The organism is Oceanospirillum linum (genome assembly GCF_001995095.2).
GTDB lineage: Bacteria > Pseudomonadota > Gammaproteobacteria > Pseudomonadales > Halomonadaceae > Oceanospirillum > Oceanospirillum linum.
This window is the reverse complement of record NZ_MTSD02000002.1, coordinates 573,055-590,015: the sequence shown is the minus strand read 5'-3', so window position 1 is coordinate 590,015 and position 16,961 is coordinate 573,055. Positions and strand designations below refer to the sequence as shown.

The 16,961-nt window shown below is 50.8% G+C and carries 12 protein-coding genes; 9 read left to right on the top strand and 3 right to left on the bottom strand.

The genetic code is table 11. The annotated features are described in order from the left end of the window. Positions 1-326 precede the first annotated feature (326 nt). A complete protein-coding gene (locus BTA35_RS07775) occupies positions 327-1,037 on the bottom strand; it encodes a GntR family transcriptional regulator (protein WP_078319235.1) in 711 nt (236 codons plus the stop codon). 386 nt (positions 1,038-1,423) lie between these two features. Here BTA35_RS07775 and BTA35_RS07770 point away from each other — a divergent pair, with 386 nt between their 5' ends. The 9 genes from BTA35_RS07770 (at position 1,424) to BTA35_RS07730 (ending at position 12,615) form a co-directional block, all read left to right on the top strand. Further along, positions 1,424-2,797, top strand: a complete 1,374-nt coding sequence (locus BTA35_RS07770) for a glutamine synthetase family protein (protein WP_078319234.1) — start codon at positions 1,424-1,426, stop codon at positions 2,795-2,797. A gap of 198 nt (positions 2,798-2,995) precedes the next feature. After that, positions 2,996-4,087 carry a polyamine ABC transporter substrate-binding protein gene (locus BTA35_RS07765; protein ID WP_078319309.1) on the top strand — a complete coding sequence of 364 codons (1,092 nt, stop codon included), beginning with the start codon at positions 2,996-2,998 and terminating at the stop codon, positions 4,085-4,087. Positions 4,088-4,163: 76 nt separating this feature from the next. Next, on the top strand, positions 4,164-5,330 hold the full coding sequence (locus BTA35_RS07760) for an ABC transporter ATP-binding protein (RefSeq protein ID WP_078319233.1): 1,167 nt from the start codon (positions 4,164-4,166) through the stop codon (positions 5,328-5,330). Then, entirely contained in the window at positions 5,327-6,280 is a 954-nt protein-coding gene (locus tag BTA35_RS07755) for an ABC transporter permease subunit (protein WP_078319232.1), read from the top strand. Before BTA35_RS07760 ends, BTA35_RS07755 begins: the two co-directional genes overlap by 4 nt. Then, the gene (locus tag BTA35_RS07750; protein WP_078319231.1) at positions 6,280-7,098 is read left to right on the top strand and encodes an ABC transporter permease subunit; all 819 of its coding nucleotides are present in this window, start codon (positions 6,280-6,282) and stop codon (positions 7,096-7,098) included. Before BTA35_RS07755 ends, BTA35_RS07750 begins: the two co-directional genes overlap by 1 nt. 138 nt (positions 7,099-7,236) lie before the next feature. Continuing rightward, positions 7,237-7,968, top strand: a complete 732-nt coding sequence (locus BTA35_RS07745; protein ID WP_078319230.1) for a glutamine amidotransferase-related protein — start codon at positions 7,237-7,239, stop codon at positions 7,966-7,968. A gap of 225 nt (positions 7,969-8,193) precedes the next feature. Continuing rightward, positions 8,194-10,236, top strand: coding sequence for a methyl-accepting chemotaxis protein (locus BTA35_RS07740; protein WP_078319229.1), 2,043 nt, complete (start codon positions 8,194-8,196; stop codon positions 10,234-10,236). A 26-nt stretch (positions 10,237-10,262) separates the two neighbouring features. Next, the gene (locus tag BTA35_RS07735; protein ID WP_202931210.1) at positions 10,263-11,000 is read left to right on the top strand and encodes a type 1 glutamine amidotransferase; all 738 of its coding nucleotides are present in this window, start codon (positions 10,263-10,265) and stop codon (positions 10,998-11,000) included. Between the two features lie 202 nt (positions 11,001-11,202). Then, the gene (locus BTA35_RS07730; protein WP_078319228.1) at positions 11,203-12,615 is read left to right on the top strand and encodes an aldehyde dehydrogenase family protein; all 1,413 of its coding nucleotides are present in this window, start codon (positions 11,203-11,205) and stop codon (positions 12,613-12,615) included. A 119-nt stretch (positions 12,616-12,734) separates the two neighbouring features. On the opposite strand, the gene BTA35_RS07725 is transcribed toward BTA35_RS07730, so the two are convergent. Both BTA35_RS07725 and BTA35_RS07720 read right to left on the bottom strand, forming a co-directional pair. After that, positions 12,735-13,748 carry an Abi family protein gene (locus BTA35_RS07725; protein WP_202931209.1) on the bottom strand — a complete coding sequence of 338 codons (1,014 nt, stop codon included), beginning with the start codon at positions 13,746-13,748 and terminating at the stop codon, positions 12,735-12,737. A gap of 190 nt (positions 13,749-13,938) precedes the next feature. Further along, positions 13,939-16,959, bottom strand: coding sequence for a GAF domain-containing hybrid sensor histidine kinase/response regulator (locus BTA35_RS07720; RefSeq protein WP_139363637.1), 3,021 nt, complete (start codon positions 16,957-16,959; stop codon positions 13,939-13,941). Positions 16,960-16,961: the final 2 nt, after the last annotated feature.

Genomic DNA, 16,961 nt, shown 5'->3' with positions numbered 1-16,961 from the left:
ATCAAAGCCATTTTTTATAGGTCATTTGTGATCAGGTTATAACGTACTGTCTCAGTCGTTATCGTCATTGTGGTTTCATTTTGTGATCACAAAAAAGAAAAGTCAAATGATCATGTGGAATATTTTGATCACAAAGCGGCAGGATATGATCATACTTTTGATTTTTAAGGGCTATTTTCTTGTTGTTCAGCACTGCGTTTTGTGAGGTGTGATCACGAAATCTGAAGAGAGGGAGCCGTCAGGGCAGGGAGGCGGGTTAGTCCGTTAGGCAGCAGAAGCTGTACCCGCCCAGGTTGGCAGTGGGGCTGCGTTGGTTCTGTTCTATTCTATTCGGCCCCTGACTGTTCAATAAAGTTGTAAAGCAGCTCCGGTGTCCCTGCAAATGCAAAGCCCTCACGGATATCTGATGCAATGGCCATCTGAAGAGCCAGGGCATCTTTTTTATTGATCGCTTCAAGGGCTTCATTGTGCCGGTCAATGGTGTAGTGCTCCTTCAGGCGTGAGTTGGCCAGCTTCATGAAAGGGCCAAGCTGTAACCAAAGGCTCTCGATCAGCGGCAGGGTCACCTGATGAGGGTTTGCGGTATAGAGACAGCGATGAAAGCGCTGGTTACGTACCGTGATTTGTTCAAGATCCCCCTTGTCCTGCGCGTCGTCAATATCCTTGTCCAGGGCGATCAGCTGCGCACGTTTATCTTTGTCGATATAGGGTAGCGCCCGCGCAGCAGCGTGAGACTCCAGAGTGATTCGGGCCTCGCACAGTTCACTGAATTTCATGGCGGTCATCTTTGGCACCATAACCCGGCGATTTCCCTGAATCTCCAGAGCATTCTCTGCTGCCAGCTGGCGCAGAGCTTCCCGAACCGGCATTGGGCTGACATCCAGTATCGCTGCCAGTTCACGTATGGTCAGCGCCCGGCCAGGGAGTATCTGGCCGTTCATGACGGCGTTGCGCAAGGTGGAATATACCCACTGGGTGATAGTTACAGCTTCGTCGCGCTTGGTTAATGTGATTTGTATCGGTGATTTTTTGTCCATTATTCGGCCGCCTGATCCCGTGTTTGTTTAAGACACTGTATATTTTTTGTTGTTTTAGACGTTGATTCGGTCTTTGCTCCGTAACTTTTGACCTGCAGTGCAGGGTATCACAATTAAGGTGCATTCCCTGGCTTGTGATCACCAAAATGGTGCGGTTAAAAATCTTTAACCGGATGGATTGACCGGGTTATTTATTTGTGATCATATCATTAACAGTAAATGTGATCACAAATAAATAAAGTTTTCCTGATTCGGGTCACGCTATGGCGTCAAAGCACTTCCGGTATCAGGTGGTAGCAAGGCTTCAATTTTTTTGTCCGGCTGATTCCGATGCAAGAAGTATGACGGCTGGCACATTTCGCAAAGTTTTATAAGAGAGATAGAAAATGTCTGTGAATTTTAGTGGTGATAACAAGAGCCTTGATAGCTCAGATACCGGCAACAAAGAGTTTGATCTGTTTATTACCGATCTGAACGGGAATCTGCGCGGTAAGCGTATGCCGGCTAATGGTTCAGTTAAGGCGTTTAAAGAGGGCGTTAAGCTACCGCGCTCTGTTATCGGTTTTGATAACTGGGGCGATGATGTGCTGGAGAATGGCCTGGTTTTCGAAACCGGCGACAGCGATGGCGTTTGTATGCCGGTGCATGCAGATCCTGTGAACGTACCCTGGGCCAATGCCCCCCGGGATCAGGTGTTAGCCATGATGTTTGATCCGGATGGTAAACCTTTTGATGCTGACCCGCGCCAGATCCTGCTGAGTATTGTTGATCGTTTTGCCCGGATCGGTCTGACGCCTGTGATGGCCACCGAGCTGGAGTTCTATCTGCTGGATGGTGCATCTGAAGAGCAGCGCTTCCCTGAGCCGCCGGTTCTGGCGGAAGGTCACGGTCGCCGTCTGACAGAGACGGACTGTTACTCCATTGAAGAGATGGACGGTCTTTCCTCCTTTTTTGCAGATGTCCGCAGCGCCTGCGAAGAGCAGGGCATTCCGGCGGATACGATTATTTCTGAGTTGGGCCCCGGTCAGTTTGAAATCAACCTGATGCATGTGGCTGACCCGGCTCTGGCTGGTGACCACGCTACCCTGTTCAAACGCCTGGTTAAAGGGGTTGCCCGTAAGCACGGTTATGGTGCGACTTTTATGGCGAAACCCTATGCCGATAAGAGTGGTAATGGCTTCCACACTCATTTCAGCCTCATCGACCGTGATGGGAACAATGTGTTTGACGATGGTACCGATGCCGGTTCCGACCTGCTGCGCCATGCCATTGCCGGTCTGATGGAAACCATGGCTGACAGTATGCTGATCTTTGCACCTCATCTGAATTCATACCGACGCTTTGCCGCCGGTGCTCATGCGCCGACATTTGCCAGCTGGGGCTACGAAAACCGTACCGTTGCTCTGCGTGTACCGGAGAGTGAGCCTGTGGCTCGTCGCATTGAACACCGTGTATCTGGTGCTGATGCTAATCCATATCTGGTACTGGCCTCTGTGCTTGCAGGTGCTTTATACGGCATTGAGAACAAACTTCAGCCACCATCTGCGATTGAAGGTGATGCATACGCTGAAGCAGAGGCACGTAATCTGCCACGTCTGCCAACCCGCTGGGATGATGCTACCGAAGCACTGAAAGAGAGTGAAGTGCTGAAAGAGTATATGGGTGAGTCCTTTATACGTGTGTTCTCCGCGGCTAAAGAGCAGGAGCAGCGCAAGATTCAGGGACGTATCTCTGATATCGAATATGAAGCCTATCTGTAAACCGATCTGCTTTCAGTGTGAGACCGGCAGGTTAACAGACAGGTAAAGGCGGTTACGTCTGCCATGAAAAGAGTTCGATCCGGGGGGCTAGCCTTCCGGCCGGAATGTTTAGGAAAAAGAATGAACTAACCCGCAATCTACGATAAAAAAATAATGCACGACACCTTGATCGGACGTGCCCCTTCAGAGGAACTGAACATGACAATAAAAAAAGCCCTTACCCTGTCTGTATGCAGTGCACTACTTGCCGGTAATGCCCTTGCCGATGATAAGGTGCTGAACATCTATAACTGGTCCGACTATATTGAGCCGGAAGCTATTACCCGCTTTGAACAGGAGACGGGTATCAAGGTTAACTATGATGTTTATGACAGTAACGAGGTTCTGGAAGCCAAGCTCATGGCTGGCGGCTCAGGTTATGATGTTGTTGTCCCTACCGGTGCTTTTCTGGAGCGCCAGCTACAGGCAGGAATCTACAGTAAAATTGATAAATCCAAACTGAGCAACCTGGGTAACCTGGATGCTGCTTTGGTTGAGAAAATCTCCAGTCATGACGAAGGCAACCTGCACAACATCCCTTATGCCTGGGGAACAGTCGGTTTGGGTTATAATGTCGATGCGGTAAAAGCCCGTTTAGGTGATATGGAGTTTGACACCCTGGATCTGATTTTTAACCCGGAAGTGACGGCTAAACTGAAAGATTGTGGTATCGGTGTGCTGGACTCTCCGGCAGAGGTGATGGCCATCGCGCAGAACTATGCTGGGGTTGATCCGAACTCTGAAAGCAAAAAAGACCTGAAAAAAGGTGCTGAAGTGCTGGAAAAGGTTCGTGGTGACTATAAGTACTTCCACTCCGGTAAATATATCTCAGATCTGGCCAATGGCGATGTCTGTGTCGCTCTGGGCTACAATGGTGATATCTTGCAGGCGCAAAGCCGGGCCGAAGAAGCGGGACAGGGCGTAAATGTTAGCTATGCCATCCCGAAAGAGGGGACACTGATCTGGTTTGATCTGCTGGCGATCCCTTCTGATGCACCGCACCCGGAAGCGGCACATCGGTTTATCGATTACATTCTGCAAGGCGATACCGCTGCGGGCATCTCCAATTATGTTTACTACGCAGTTCCGAATAAAGCTGCTGAACCACTGTTGAATGAAGACGTAATCTCCAATCCGGGTATCTATCCTTCAGAGGCTGTCAAAGCCAAACTGTTTGCTCAGAAAGCCCATACTGCCAGATTCGACCGTCTGTTAACCCGTACCTGGGTCAATATCAAAACAGGCCGATAAAGGTCAGAGGTCTTCTGCCTGTTATAAGGCAGGAGACCTTGAACAATAACAATACTATATAAGAGTCGAGTGTTTTATGACTTCTCCGCAACATACAGATCTTAGTCAAATCAGTGAACGGACGAACGTACAGCTGCCAAGCTGGAAAAGCGATGCTCAGCCGTTTGTTCAGATCGAAAACATTACAAAAAAATTCGATGATTTTATCGCGGTAGACAACATTTCGCTGGATATCTACAAGAATGAACTTTTCTGTTTGCTGGGGGGCTCAGGCTCCGGCAAAAGTACACTGCTGAGAATGTTGGCGGGCTTTGAAACGCCCACAAGTGGCCGAATTCTGATCGATGGTGTCGATATGGCGGGTATTCAGCCCTGGAGCCGCCCGGTCAATATGATGTTTCAGTCCTATGCGCTTTTCCCCCATCTGACCGTTGCCGAAAATGTTGCTTTTGGTCTTAAACGTGAGGGTATTCGCGGGGCAGAAGTTAAGCAGCGGGTTACTGAAATGCTGGATCTGGTTCAGCTGGGGCACCTGGGTAAGCGCAAACCGAATCAGCTATCCGGTGGTCAGCGTCAGCGTGTAGCTTTGGCCCGCTCTCTGATTAAACGGCCTAAGCTGCTACTGCTGGATGAGCCTTTGGGCGCTCTGGACAAAAAACTGCGTGAAGAAACACAGTTTGAGCTGATCAATATTCAGGATGAGCTGGGTGTGACGTTTGTGGTGGTGACCCATGATCAGGAAGAGGCGATGACGCTGGCTTCCCGTATCGGGGTGATGAATCACGGTGTTATTGTGCAAACCGATGAACCTCAGGATGTTTATGAATATCCGAATAGCCGTTTTGTGGCGGAGTTTGTTGGTTCGGTGAATCTTTTTGAGGGGCAGGTAACGGTCGATGAACCCGATACCGTCTGTGTAACGTCACCGGAAGCCGGTGGTGAACTTTGTGTTAACCATGGCATCAGTTGTGCGCCGAACCAGGATGTCCATGTGGCGGTACGGCCTGAAAAAATTCGTGTCAGCGAAACCCGCCCGGATCAGACATATAACTGCCTTCAGGGCACTATTCTGGATATCGCTTACATGGGTAGCCTGTCGGTCTTTAAAGTGAAACTGGCCAGTGGCAAAGAAGTTCGTGTAACCCAGCCGAACACAAATCGTGAATCCGGTGGCCGCTTTACCTGGGACGACAGTGTTTATCTGTCGTGGGATATGGACAGCTGTGTGGTGTTAACGTCATGAGTGCTTCCAAGATTGCATGGATCAATGACTCCTATGCCAAGATGACCCGATACAATTTTTTCCGCCGGGTGAACTGGGGCCGCTTCTCGGTGGTTTCGGTGCCCTATCTCTGGTTGGCGATCTTCTTCTTTATTCCTTTTGTTGTGGTGTTCAAAATCTCACTGTCTGAGGCGGCCATTGCGGTACCGCCTTATACTCCGATTCTGGACTGGAACTTGGAAGAGGCCTACGTCACCTTAAAGATCAGTCTGAGCAATTACCTGTTTTTACTGGAAGATGACTTCTACCTTAGCGCTTATCTGAGTTCGATTAAGGTAGCCGCCATCTCGACATTCTTTACGCTTTTGGTCGCTTTCCCTATCGCTTATCTGATGGCCCGTACCGAAGGTTCAACCCGTGCCTTGCTGTTAGCCCTGGTTATTCTGCCGTTCTGGACCTCTTTCCTGTTGCGGGTTTACGCCTGGATGGGACTGCTGAAAAAGAACGGTCTGATCAATGAAACCCTGATGAGTCTGGGGCTGATTGATCAGCCGTTAATCATGATGCAGACGGACTTTGCGGTCTATATCGGTATTGTGTACACCTATCTGCCTTTTATGGTACTGCCTCTGTACAGTGCGCTGGAAAAAATGGATATGACCCTGCTGGAAGCCGCAGAAGATCTGGGTGCCCGCCCGTATCAGAGTTTCTTCCTGATTACGTTGCCTCTGGCGATGCCGGGTGTGATTGCAGGCTGTCTGCTGGTATTTATCCCGGCGGTGGGTGAGTTTGTGATTCCGGCGCTGTTAGGTGGCTCCGATACTCTGATGATAGGTCGTGTGCTCTGGGATGAGTTCTTCCTGAATCGTGACTGGCCGATGGCATCTGGGGTTGCTGTTGTGATGCTGATTATTCTGGTGTTGCCGATCATGCTGATCCGTAACAGCCAGGGCAAAGAGGGGGCTGCATAATGAAACGCCGTTCACTGTTTTTAAATATAAGCGCAGGCTTGGGTTTTCTCTTTCTTTATGCGCCGATTATCGCACTGGTCATTTACAGCTTTAATGCCTCCAAACTGGTAACGGTTTGGGGCGGCTGGTCTCTGAAGTGGTATGCCGAGCTGTTCCGCAACGACCAGATTATTGATGCAGCGCTACTGAGCTTTAAGATCGCGTTTATCACCGCCACACTGGCCGTTGTATTGGGCACCATGGCAGGCTTTGTGCTGAGTCGTTTTGGTCCGTTCCGCGGCAAGATGATTCTTTCCGGCTGGATATCAGCCCCGTTGGTGATGCCGGAAGTGATCACGGGTTTGTCTTTGCTGCTGCTGTTTGTGGCTATGGAAGCCGCCTTTGGCTGGCCCGCGGGTCGTGGCACAGGCACCATCATTATTGCACACACCACCTTCTGTATGGCGTATGTGGCGGTTATTGTGCAGGCCCGCCTCTCTTCGATGGATGAGTCACTGGAAGAAGCGGCGATGGATCTGGGGGCGAAACCCTCCTCTCTGTTCTTTCTGGTGACGTTGCCTCTGATCTCTCCGGCAATTATCTCCGGTTGGTTGCTGTCGTTTACTCTGTCGCTGGATGACCTGGTTATCGCCAGTTTTGTATCCGGGCCGGGTAACAGCACTCTGCCAATGGTGATTTTCTCCAAAGTTCGACTGGGTGTAACCCCTGAAGTTAACGCTCTGGCAACACTGATGATTCTGGTGGTTGCTCTGGGGGTTATCGGGGCCATGTATCAGATGCGCCGTCAGGCCCGCCTGTTGGCCCAGCCGGATAACTGATCACGGGTGACCTTGTCTTATTGTCATTATTTTTCTATCAGGGCTTCCGGCTTTTGCCGGGAGTCCGGGGTTTTGAAATCACGCAAATCTTTCAAACCTCTTAAACCACTGCAACGATTACGGTAACAGGTACAGACGATGAAAATTGGTATTTTGGCGACCGGTATTACGCCAGATGAATTAATTAACGAGTATGGCTCTTACGCAGATATGTTTGTGCAGCTGTTTCAGCAGTCCGGCCACGCTTTTGAATATCAGGTTTATGATGTGCGTGATGGGCAATTTCCCGGCGGAGCCACGGACTGTGACGGTTGGATTATTACCGGCTCTAAGTTTAATGTGTATCAGAACCTGCCCTGGATGCAGCAACTAAAGACCCTGATTCTTGATATCCACCGAGCCGAGCGTCCTTTAGTGGGAATCTGCTTTGGTCACCAGATTGTAGCGGATGCCTTTGGCGGTCAGGTGGATAAATATTCCGGCGGTTGGGGGGTTGGCCTGCATAGTTATGAGGTGAAGCCTGCTTTTGATTTTCTGAAGGGTGCGCCATCGTCATTCTGCATCAGTGCTATGCATCAGGATCAGGTGCTGACCAAGCCGGATAATGCTGAAGTATTCGCGACCTCTGATTTTTGTAGCTACGCAGGGCTTGTCTATGATGATCGCATTATGACATTTCAGGCTCACCCGGAGTTTAGTATCAGCTATGAGAATAAACTGATCACTTTACGCAAAGGTGATGTGATTCCCGACGAGACCGCTGAACTGGCTCTGGCTATGGTTAATGATAAAGATGCCGAAACCGACTCTGTGATGGTGGCTCACTGGATGGCTGACTTTTTACGTCAGCGGGCTCCTGAGGCCGGATAGGCCAAGGCCCCACAGGCCGGTTGAAGAGCCGGCCTGCACGAAATCTAAGTGATCCCAGCTTAGAATTGCTGTACTCAGCGACAAACTCCCCCAAGTGTATCGACCGTTATAACATCGAGCCGACGCTGGCCGAATATTAGAGCATTTAGTCAAATTTTGACGGTACACCGGACTTCTGTCATCACTCTATCAGGGCAGCAGCTTTGCTGTATGAGGTAAACGATTATGCCTGTTACTGCTTCTATAGCATCAGCACCGATTTCTTCTCTTACGGAAAAAAAGGGTTTATCCCGCTTTGCGTCACTTTCAGTCAGTCTGCGTATTACGCTAACACTGGGTCTGATTTTACTGCTCTTTATGCTCACTTCTGCCAGCGCGTATTACAGCTTTAACTCTGTGGGGCGTGATGTTGGGGTCGTGGTCAATAAAGCGTCACCACGGGTCTATCTCAGCGGTAATCTCAGGGGTAACCTGGCGGAAACCAAATACCTGTTGCTACAGCTTATAGCAGGTCATAAGACCGACCGCGAAGCCATTGAAAGCCGTCTGCAGGGGTTGGGACAGGCATTTGAGCAGGACTTTACTCAGCTTAAGGCTCTGGGAGTAAAGGGGGTTACTGAGGCTGAGCAGCTTAGTACACAGATTTTCACCCTGGCCAGACAAATGATACAGGCGCAGATGGTTTACCATCAGGGGCAGCATATTGTTGCGGATCAGGCAAAAGACTTTAAGTATCTGACATCTGAAATGGGTTACACACTTGAAGATCTGCTATTTGAAGAGTTTCGTTATGAATACCTCTCCGTGCTAAAGCCGATTCGTGATGATATCGCTTTTATGAATACCGGTATCCGTCAGCTTTTACAGACAAACCGTTATGATGACGCTCGCAAGGCGGCAGATGAGATACAGAATAAGCTGGTGTTTATCGAAAAAGCGATTGCGAAGGCCCCGGCACTGGATCAGGAAGTGGCGGATCTTCTTAATGAATCCTGGCTGCCCTATAAAGCGCAGCTGGTTAACCCTCAGCTGACGTTACAGCAGCATCTGGCATCACTGGAAGCGATGCAGCAATCAGAGCAGCTAATGCTCAGAATTGAGCAACTTGTGGCGCAAAGCGAGCAGCAGATTTCGGTCTTTATTCAGACGGCCCGGGACCAGGCAAATAGCGCCACAGCCAATACATTGGAGACTCTCTCCCAGGGTAAGAATATTATTGTACTGGGTGCCCTGGCGGCTATGCTTCTGTCTCTGTTTCTTGGCGCTCGTCTGATCCGCTATCTGCAGAAAGCGCTGGCACGACTGGTTGGCGCTATTGGTCGCATCGCCGAAGGTGATCTGACGACCCGTGTGCCTGTCGAGGGCAATGATGAGATCACTCAGGTTGCTGTCAGCACTAATACACTGGCTCAGCATCTGCACGACTTGGTGGATCAGATCAGTCATACCGTTCAGGCAGTGCATGAGGCGGCACAAATCAGTCAGACCATTGGTGATCAGACCCTTGCCGGTGCGGAGCAGCAAAGTACACAAACCAACCGATTGGCGGCTACTGCCAGCGAGATGGAAGCCAGTGCCTTTGAGGTGGCCGAACATGCTGAGCAGACCCGAATGAGTGCTCAGCAAGCGGGTGAAGTTTTGCAGGGCAGCCATCAGGACCTGGAGCAGAGCCGGAAGGCTATTGCTCACCTGGCAGCTCAGGTTCAGGTTTCGATGCAGCAGGTGACGGACCTGAAAGAGCGCAGTGATGGCATCAGTGATGTGATCGATGTGATTCGTTCTGTAGCGGAGCAGACCAATCTTTTAGCGTTAAATGCTGCCATTGAAGCCGCCCGGGCCGGAGAGGCAGGGCGGGGTTTTGCTGTTGTGGCCGACGAGGTTCGCTCGCTGGCATCCCGAACCCAGCAGTCTGTTGGTGAGATCGAAGATATTATTCTGCACCTGCAGGATGGTGCTCAACGGGCGGCTGTAACACTGTCCGGCTGTAGTGAAGAAGCGACCCAGTACAGTCAGCAGCTTAATATCAGCCTTGAGGCACTGCACCAGGTGAGTGATACCGTACAGTCCATGAGCCAGATGAATGCCCAGGTCGCCACTGCCACGGATCAGCAAAGCAGTACTGTGGCCGATATCAGTCAGAGCCTGAGTGAGATTCATACTATCACGACCCAAACTACAGAGGGTGCTGAGCGCTCATCCCATCAAAGTGAACGCCTGCTTACCCTATCTGATGATCTGTCCGGTCTGACGGCTCGTTTTAAGGTCTGAGCTTAACTCTATATAAGGAACACCCCATGATCACTCTGGGTATTTTAATCACGGACAATGGCCCGGCTTCTCTGCAGGAGCAACACGGCAACTTCGCTGATCTGTTTGAGCGTTTGCTGAACGGCTCAGATATGGCGTTTGAATACCGTCATTACTCAGTGATTGATGGCGAGTTTCCGGTTAGCCCGGATGAGTGTCAGGCTTGGTTGATTACCGGCTCTGCCCATGGTGTTTACGATGACCTGCCATGGATGGAGCCCCTGAGAGCTCTGATCCGAACCCTGCACGACGAGAAACGCCCGTTAGTAGGTATCTGCTTTGGTCATCAGATCATCGCTGAAGCCCTTGGCGGACGGGTAGAGAAGTTTGATGGCGGCTGGAATCTGGGTATTAAGCAGTATCAGGTCACCGAGCAGTTACCCTGTTTTTCCGGTGCTGATAACAGGGCACCGGTTACAGAGTTTGCCATTAACGCCATCCATCAGGACCAGGTGCTGGATATCCCTATCGGTTGCCGGGTTTTTGCCAGTGCGCCACGCTGCGCCAATGCAGGTCTTGTCTGGGGTGGTCATATCCTGACGTTTCAGGGACACCCGGAGTTTTACCGCCAGTATGAGCAGGATCTGCTAACTGCAGATCTGGGTGTTACCTTCCCGGATAGAGAGCTGCAACCGGCCCTGAACAGCCTCACAGAAGATGCGCTGGATGACCAGCAGGTAGGACAGTGGATCGCTCGCTTTATTCAGCTAGGAGTAAGCTGTTAGCAGCAATTAACTCGTTGTTTATCTGTGATAACGCCAGCATCTAAGCTGGCTTTTTTTTGTTTTTATTCTTGTTACATCTCATTTACGTCTCTGAACAAGTTCGCACATTTGCCTGAAACCTGATTTACATCGTCGTTATAGCCTAGATTCCAATCGAAAATTCCTGCGACAGATGGGCGCTGCTCTTACAAGGATAATAAAAATGACAACCAATTCAGAGATGTTGATCAAGGGTAAAAAAGTAACCGGTCAGGCGGCGACTTTTGATGTGCTAAACCCAGCCACTGAAGAGGTGGTGGCAAGCTGCCATGCCGCGACTGAAGCGCAACTAAATGGTGCGATAAGCGCTGCGCAGGACGCGTTCACAAGCTGGCAGTACACCTCTGATGAGGACCGCAAAGCGATGCTGCATCAGATCGCGGATAAGATCGAAGCGAATGCTGCAGAGCTGGCCGAGATTGTGGTTCACGAGCAGGGTAAGCCGATGTTTCTGGCTCAGGCTGAAGTTGGCGGTGCCGTTGCCTGGACCCGTTATGCCGCAGAGCTGGATATTCCGGTGGAGGTGATTGAAGACACCGACACCAAACGTATTGAAGTACAACACAAACCGCTGGGCGTTGTCGGTTCCATCACCCCATGGAACTGGCCGCTGATGATTGCTATCTGGCATATCGCACCTGCTCTGCGTGCCGGTAATACTGTGGTATGTAAGCCATCTGAGCTGACACCACTGAACACCCTGCGTCTGATCGAACTGATGAATGAAGTGCTACCAGCAGGCGTGGTTAATGTCGTGTTAGGTGGTGGTGAGATCGGTGGCGCTATGAGTGAGCATCAGGGGATCAACAAGATTATCTTCACTGGTTCGACCCCCACCGGTCAGAAAATTATGCGCAGCGCGGCATCTAACCTGAAGCGTCTGACGTTGGAACTGGGCGGTAATGATGCGGGTATTATCCTGCCGGATTCAAATATCGATGCCATTGCTGAAGGTATCTTCCAGACCGCTTTTCTGAATATGGGACAGACCTGTGCGGCGCTAAAACGTCTGTATGTGCACGACAGCCAGTACGATGAAGTGTGTCAGAAGCTGGCGGCTATTTCCGAAGCTCAAATAGTGGGGCATGGCCTGCATGAAGGCACGACTTTCGGCCCGGTTCAGAACCGTATGCAGCTTAACAAAGTTATCGATCTGGTAGAGGACGCCAAACAGAACGGCGCGAAAGTGCTGTGCGGTGGTGCTAAACCCGAAGGTGCTGGTTACTTCTTCCCGCCAACGATTATCGCAGAGGTGACCAATGGTATGCGTATTGTTGATGAGGAGCAGTTTGGCCCGGTACTGCCGGTGATCCGTTACAGCGATGTGGATCAGGCGGTAGAAATGGCGAACAGCTGTTCTGTGGGGCTGGGTGGTTCTGTCTGGTCAGCGGATGTTGCCAAGGCGCAGCAGGTGGCTCAGAAACTGGAGTGTGGTACGGCTTGGGTGAATGGTCACGCAGAGGTACTGCCCCATGCGCCGTTCGGCGGCTGCAAAATGTCGGGCTTCGGTGTTGAGTTTGGTCAGGCGGGTCTGCTGGGGTACACCCAGCCGCAAACGATCAATATCAATAAATAAGCGTGATGTGAAAAGAATTCCGGCATCTGCTGTGGGTCAGTAGATGCTGGTTTATCCCTGGCTTCTTGTTTTGCCACATTGGCCATCTCACTGAGATGGCCTTTTTTGTATTTATTGGATCATAAAAACAGGTCGATATTTATCGTCCCATCGGAATTCAGAGAGCCAGCGGGAATTCCCATAGCATTATTTCGATTCAACGGTAAGTTGGGGAAGTTATCCAGCAGATCAATGACATGTTGTATCCAGTCTGAATTTGGGCCAATCTGGTGAACCAAATACCAACAAATGGTTATAAGAACAAAAATTCGTTTTCTTGAGTCTTGATCCATTCCAAAAGCTGAATAGTAGGATTCCTCAGCTCCCGAATTAGGTAGATTCAATGGGTTGTTTGCTTCCTGATTCCAGACCCGAGTGTGATGAGCGCATCGGTTCCTCAATATATTAAGTTCTTGTAGCCAACGGGATAGCTCATGTGAGTTGCTTACACCCAAGCGCTTTGCAATTTTTGCTCGATGTTTAGCTTTTAGCATTTCGTAATACTGAGAAAGAGTTCCAAAGCTCCAGGCTTCAACCGCTACCCAGATGGGAATTTCTTTTTTGGCTTTCCGGTGTGAAACAAGGCTGTCCTCTTTGCACCGTTCTAATTCACTCGCTTGACGCTGAGACCACTCATCCCATTTGTTTCTGATTCTTCCGCGCTTATCTTTGAAAGAGTTTACATACTTGGGTGTAAGCAGGCTCGAATCGCTATAGGCAAGAACGTTTTGCTTTCCAGTTTCGTGGGCAATAACTGTTTTAAGATGGATTTCGATCCGCTCAAGAGCATCCAGCATAAGTAGGCGTAATTTTTTGTCGAAAAGGTAAAGATCCAGCACATCACTGAATCCCGTGCCAGTAATGAATGAATTAAGGCGTTTTGGTTTTCCGTGAGATTTAATTACTTTGCCATCTGAATCTCTGGCAATTTCACGGCAGGGATAGGAAAAGCCGCTTAAGCGGTAGTAGCCGATCTGAGATATCTTGCGTTCTGCTCTGGCTTTGTCATCGGGTGTAGAGCCAACATCCATGCCCCTATCTTCGAGAAGCGCCACAAGATCTGCGTATTCTGTAAAAGGTTTTGCGTCCTGCAATTTTCCATTCTCCAGAAACAAGAAGGCCCATACTTGACGGACTAAGCTCAGAAGAGCAAAGAGGCCAGAGGTATGGGCGCTGTTGTCACCAATACTAGACTTACTGGTCGTTTTGTCAATAAATCTGTTAGCTATAGTTCATTATTGATAATTATGAGCTGCTTTTACCTTTAAGGATATCTGGGCTGATTCATAAGCTCTTTACAGGATTTTCAACCCAAGCCTGCATCTGCTCCGAACTCTGCTGATACAGCTGCCTTAACTGCTCGATCTCTGGCTGCCAGTCAGGACTCCTTTCATGAATCTGCTGTTCCAAGGCCTTAAATTCTATTTGCAGGCGTTTTAAGCCGAAGTTGGCGCAGGAGCCTGCCAGCCGATGGCAAAGGCTTGCGGCGGTGGCGCTGTCACCATTGGTGAGGCTTGCGGTCAGTTCCGCAAATAACTGCGCGTACTGATCGTGAAAGCCTGTGACCAGCTCCCGGAAGGGTTCAGCCCCCAGCATACTGATATGCTGTTCAATCACCTCAAGAGCCAGCAGGTCTGATTCAGTTTGATGGCCGTCAGGCTGATCCGGTTTTGAATGCTCAGCATTTGGCACAGATCGCTCCCCAGATAAGTCTTCAAACTCTGAAGCCGAGTCCTCCTGATAGTCGTTATCGGCAGATTGCCCAAATCGATCCATCATTAGCCTGACCAGCTGGTCATACTGCAGAGGTTTGCCCAGTACACCATCCAGCTCACCTTGCTGATAGCGTTGCTGCTCGCCCGTGGTCAGCGCTGCGGTCAGCGCAATAATGGGTACGTTGGCCTTGACGGGATTGCGGTGCTGGCGCATTCGGGCGGCGGTTTCCATGCCATCCATATCCGGCAGATGAATATCCATCAGCACCAGATCGTAATCATGGTCGTGGTGCAGTGAGAGGGCGGTAAAGCCATCATCTGCCACATCGACATGGTGACCGTCACTTTCCAGAAGACCTGCGGCCACACGCTGATTGATCTCGGTATCTTCCACCAGAAGGATCGACAGCGGAGTTAGCTTGGGTTGTTGGCTCTGTAGCGCTGGGCGCTCAACAGATGAACCTGTAAGAGACAAAACCGAAGACGCGAAATCACTCTCCACCAAACATGGTTCAACCGGAGGGTAGGCCAGTTCCACCCAGAAGGTTGAGCCTTTGCGCGGCTCGCTTTCAAAACCGATGCGCCCGCCCTGCAGTTCCGTCAGCTGTTTACAGATCGAAAGCCCAAGTCCTGTACCGCCATAGCGGCGGGTTACGCTGTTATCCGCCTGACTGAAGTGCTGGAAGATACGTCCGTGAAAATCCGGTGCGATGCCGATCCCTGTATCCTGAACCTCAAAGCGTAGACTGGATATCGAACTATCCGGTGCTGTGACCCGAAGGGTAATGCCACCGCGCCCGGTAAATTTGATCGCGTTGCTGCAGAGGTTAAGCAGAATCTGACAAAGGGCCCGTTTATCGCCCATCAGGGGCTGATCGGAAGCCGTCATTGACACAGTTGCTCCAACCAGTTGCAGATCAAAGATGAGTTCTTTCTCATCTGCCATTGGTTGGACCACGGCGGCCACTTCATCGAGCGCTTCCTGCAGTCGGAATGGATGTGGGTCAAGTGCTAGCTGACCGGCCTCAGCTTTGGTGAAGTCGAGTACATCATTCAGAATCGCCAGTAGGGACTGGCCTGAGGTGTAGATAGTTTGCAGTTGTGCCTGTTGATCTGCGGTCAATTCCCCACGCATCAGCAGTTGAGTCATACCCAGAATACCGTTCATCGGTGTGCGGATCTCATGGCTCATGGTGGCCATAAACTGTGATTTGGCTTCGCTGGCGGCCTCCGCTTTCTTGCGAGCTAGGGTGGCCTCAAGCCGCGCCTGCTCAGCCTGTTCACGGTGTTTTCGCTCACTGATGTCGGTGACGGAACCTTCGTAATAGAGAATCCCTCCGTCGTCACTGGCTACCCGTCGTGCAGAGATAGCCACATCCACCAAGCTGTGATCCCGCTTCAGCCAGACCGCCTCCAGACTATGAATTCGGTTATCCCGCTGTAAAAGGGCGGTGAAGTGCTTCAGCTGTTTCTGTTCCTGAAAGCAGTCATCGCGTACATTGCTGCGCTCCGCCAGAAAATCAGCCGGAGAACTAAAACCCAGCAGCGTACTGAAAGCGGGGTTCACTGAGAGGAATGCCCCTCGGGAAGTGGTGCGGAAGATACCCTCGACAGCGTTTTCAAACAGTGAGCGGAACTCCTGTTCCGACTCTTTCAGGCTCTGGTATAACTTAGCATTTTCGATGGAGATCGCTGACTGTGCCGCCAGAATGCGCAGGGTTTCCAGGTTCTCCTTGGTGAATACATCGGTACTTTCACGGTTCTCCAGATAGAGAATGGCAGTCAGGTCACCGTGATAGAGAATTGGCATACAGAGCAGAGAACGAGGCTGGTTTTCTCTTAGGTAGGGATCGTACATGAACATCTCATGCTCCAGAGCGTTACTGAGTACCACCGTCTCTTTGGTGCGGTAAACGTAATGCACAATATTCACCGGTAGTTTGCTCTGTTCCTCTTCAAGGCGCAGGCCAGAGAAGAAGCTGGGTGTTTCATGCAGATCTGCTTCCGCCTCGATAAAGAGTTCATCCTCGTGGCGCAGTGCCAGAATTGCCCTCTGGCCACCGGCGTTCTCCATCGCCAGTGAGATCAGGCGACCGAGCAAGCTGGCCAGTTCTATCTCATCAGCGATGGCATGGGAGGCCTGAATCACCGAGGAGATATCCAGAATCTGGTTTTGTCGGTCACCGCTTACCGGCTTTACTGGTTGCACCGGCACTTCTGACAGGCGTTCCGGGTTGGCTAACTGATGCTGTTGGCTTAAGTGGTCGGCCTTAGCGTGCGCTCCTAAACGTTGGTAAAGCTTGAGGGCGTGGTGCAGATAGGTCTCTGCGATTACTGGTTTCTGCCAGCTTTTGTAGAGTCGCGCGGCCAGCTCATAACTGAGGGCGGTATCCAATGGCACGCCAGAGTTTTCGGCGGCGACTATCGCCTGCTCGTAGAGATCCATCGCCCGCTTATAACGCTTTTGTACCCGCGCCAGCTCTGCTTTGACCAGCAGTTGGCGGTGCCTGTGGTTTTCCGGACAATGCTTCGCCCAGAAACTGACTTTTTTCAGATACCCCATAACCCGGCTGAAGCGTCGTTGTTGCACCA

Excerpts from the sequence above, each read along its gene's own strand:
- BTA35_RS07775 (WP_078319235.1), bottom strand. The coding sequence starts at position 1,037 with ATGGACAAAAAATCACCGATACAAATCACATTAACCAAGCGCGACGAA.
- BTA35_RS07770 (WP_078319234.1), top strand. The coding sequence starts at position 1,424 with ATGTCTGTGAATTTTAGTGGTGATAACAAGAGCCTTGATAGCTCAGAT.
- BTA35_RS07765 (WP_078319309.1), top strand. The coding sequence starts at position 2,996 with ATGACAATAAAAAAAGCCCTTACCCTGTCTGTATGCAGTGCACTACTT.
- BTA35_RS07760 (WP_078319233.1), top strand. The coding sequence starts at position 4,164 with ATGACTTCTCCGCAACATACAGATCTTAGTCAAATCAGTGAACGGACG.
- BTA35_RS07755 (WP_078319232.1), top strand. The coding sequence starts at position 5,327 with ATGAGTGCTTCCAAGATTGCATGGATCAATGACTCCTATGCCAAGATG.
- BTA35_RS07750 (WP_078319231.1), top strand. The coding sequence starts at position 6,280 with ATGAAACGCCGTTCACTGTTTTTAAATATAAGCGCAGGCTTGGGTTTT.
- BTA35_RS07745 (WP_078319230.1), top strand. The coding sequence starts at position 7,237 with ATGAAAATTGGTATTTTGGCGACCGGTATTACGCCAGATGAATTAATT.
- BTA35_RS07740 (WP_078319229.1), top strand. The coding sequence starts at position 8,194 with ATGCCTGTTACTGCTTCTATAGCATCAGCACCGATTTCTTCTCTTACG.
- BTA35_RS07735 (WP_202931210.1), top strand. The coding sequence starts at position 10,263 with ATGATCACTCTGGGTATTTTAATCACGGACAATGGCCCGGCTTCTCTG.
- BTA35_RS07730 (WP_078319228.1), top strand. The coding sequence starts at position 11,203 with ATGACAACCAATTCAGAGATGTTGATCAAGGGTAAAAAAGTAACCGGT.